This window comes from Arthrobacter sp. Y3223164, from assembly GCF_059091005.1.
On sequence record NZ_JBNHGF010000542.1, the window covers coordinates 1 to 1,461 of the forward strand.

The following is a 1,461-nucleotide window of genomic DNA, read 5'->3' on the forward strand; positions in this document are numbered from 1 at the left end:
GCCAGCCCCACCCCTCGGCGAGGACCGGCACCGGGCCGGGCGCCGCCGTCGTACTCTGCGCTCCCATCAAACGGCTCAGGCGTCTGCCGTGCGTCCCGCGGCGAAGGAGGACAGCGCACCCGTCTTCGCCAGGCCCCTGACCGCCAGCCATGGCAGCAGCCCGGCAATCACGACGCCGGACAAGGCGGCGAAGCCCACGTACGCCAGCTGCCACTCGGCGGCCCAGAGCATGTTGTAGAGGATGTTCTCGCTGATGGACAGCGCCAGGCCTGCGCCCAGGCCGGCCAGCAGCGCCACGCCCAGGTTGAACCTGCGGTACAGGAAGAGCAGGAAGACGACTTCGGCACCCAGGCCCTGGATCAGGCCGGAGACCAGGACGGTCATGCCGAAGCTCGTGCCCAGCAGCGCGGAGACAACCGCGGCCAGCATCTCGCAGTAGATGGCGGCGCCGGGCTTGCGGATGATCAGCCCGCCCAGCACGCCCGCCATCAGCCAGCCGCCGGTGTACAGCCCGGCGGAAGGCGGGAAGGCTATGGTCAGGCCCTCGATCAGCGGCCAGCCCGCCGACCAGGCCCAGAAGATGACGCCGACGGCCACGGCGACCACCGAGGCCACGACGATGTCCACTACCCGCCAGCCGTAACGCTGCTTCCGGGCAGGAGTGGGTGTGGCGGGTGCATTCGAAACGGTACTCATTGGAATCCTCCTGGTTGCAGGAGGGGAGGGCGGCCACGCGGCGCGCCCCGAGAACTCGACTCCCTTCGCCGGTACTAACCGGAGCAGGTTCGAGGGTCTGCGGTCTATCCGCACTCTCAGCGTCCCTCCCGGTCTCGGTGTGCACCGGCCGGTCGGACGCTCCCCTGTCGTCACTAGATGCTGTCTGGCAGCACGCACCAGTCTACACTCGCCCGCGGCGGCGCGGCATTCGGGGCGCAGACCCGGGGAAAATGCACGACGGCACACGGCCCGGGCGGGTGCCGGGCAGTAGGCTGGGAACCGGAACAGCAGTTGAGACGGGGCTGCGGCCCCGGAAGGGAGCGGGCATGAGTGTTGTGTTGAGGCTCTTGGGCACACTGGTGAGTATCGGCGCGGGCCTGGCAGCCAGCCAGTTGCTGGGGCTTGTTTGGAAGATGGTCACCGGAAAAGATGCGCCGAAGAGCGACGATGACCTGGAGAACAGCCTGCGGGCGGCGGTAGCCTTCGCCGTGGTGTCCGGCACCGTGGCGCGCGTGATCCAGGTGCTGACCAAGCGCGCCACCGCCAAGGCGGTCATCCGCTACGACAAGACCCGGGAAATGGTCTAAGCGGTCCCTCGAGGATTCCGATGGGGGACGGGCCGCGGGCCCGTCCCCCATCGCGTTCTGTTACCGGCCGCCGGCACCCGCCCAAGGCACGCGCCCCCGTTGGTCGGCAGGTTACCGCCCCTTGGTCGGCAGGTTACGGAGCGTCCGCGGGGCCGGC

The 1,461-nt window shown here is 69.5% G+C and carries 2 protein-coding genes and 1 riboswitch; of the genes, one reads left to right on the forward strand and one right to left on the reverse strand.

Translation table 11 applies throughout. The annotated features are described in order from the left end of the window. Positions 1-75: 75 nt before the first annotated feature. Positions 76-696: an ECF transporter S component gene (locus AC5RUJ_RS16235; protein WP_494129146.1), complete on the reverse strand. Its 621-nt coding sequence runs from the start codon at positions 694-696 to the stop codon at positions 76-78. Between the two features lie 43 nt (positions 697-739). Further along, positions 740-872: riboswitch (TPP riboswitch) on the reverse strand. A gap of 171 nt (positions 873-1,043) precedes the next feature. Between AC5RUJ_RS16235 and AC5RUJ_RS16240 the strand changes: the two genes are divergently transcribed. After that, a complete protein-coding gene (locus AC5RUJ_RS16240) occupies positions 1,044-1,304 on the forward strand; it encodes a DUF4235 domain-containing protein (RefSeq protein WP_494000708.1) in 261 nt (86 codons plus the stop codon). The last annotated feature ends 157 nt before the right edge of the window (positions 1,305-1,461 follow it).

Coding starts and splice junctions, on each gene's coding strand:
- AC5RUJ_RS16240 (WP_494000708.1), top strand. CDS start 1,044: ATGAGTGTTGTGTTGAGGCTCTTGGGCACACTGGTGAGTATCGGCGCG.
- AC5RUJ_RS16235 (WP_494129146.1), bottom strand. CDS start 696: ATGAGTACCGTTTCGAATGCACCCGCCACACCCACTCCTGCCCGGAAG.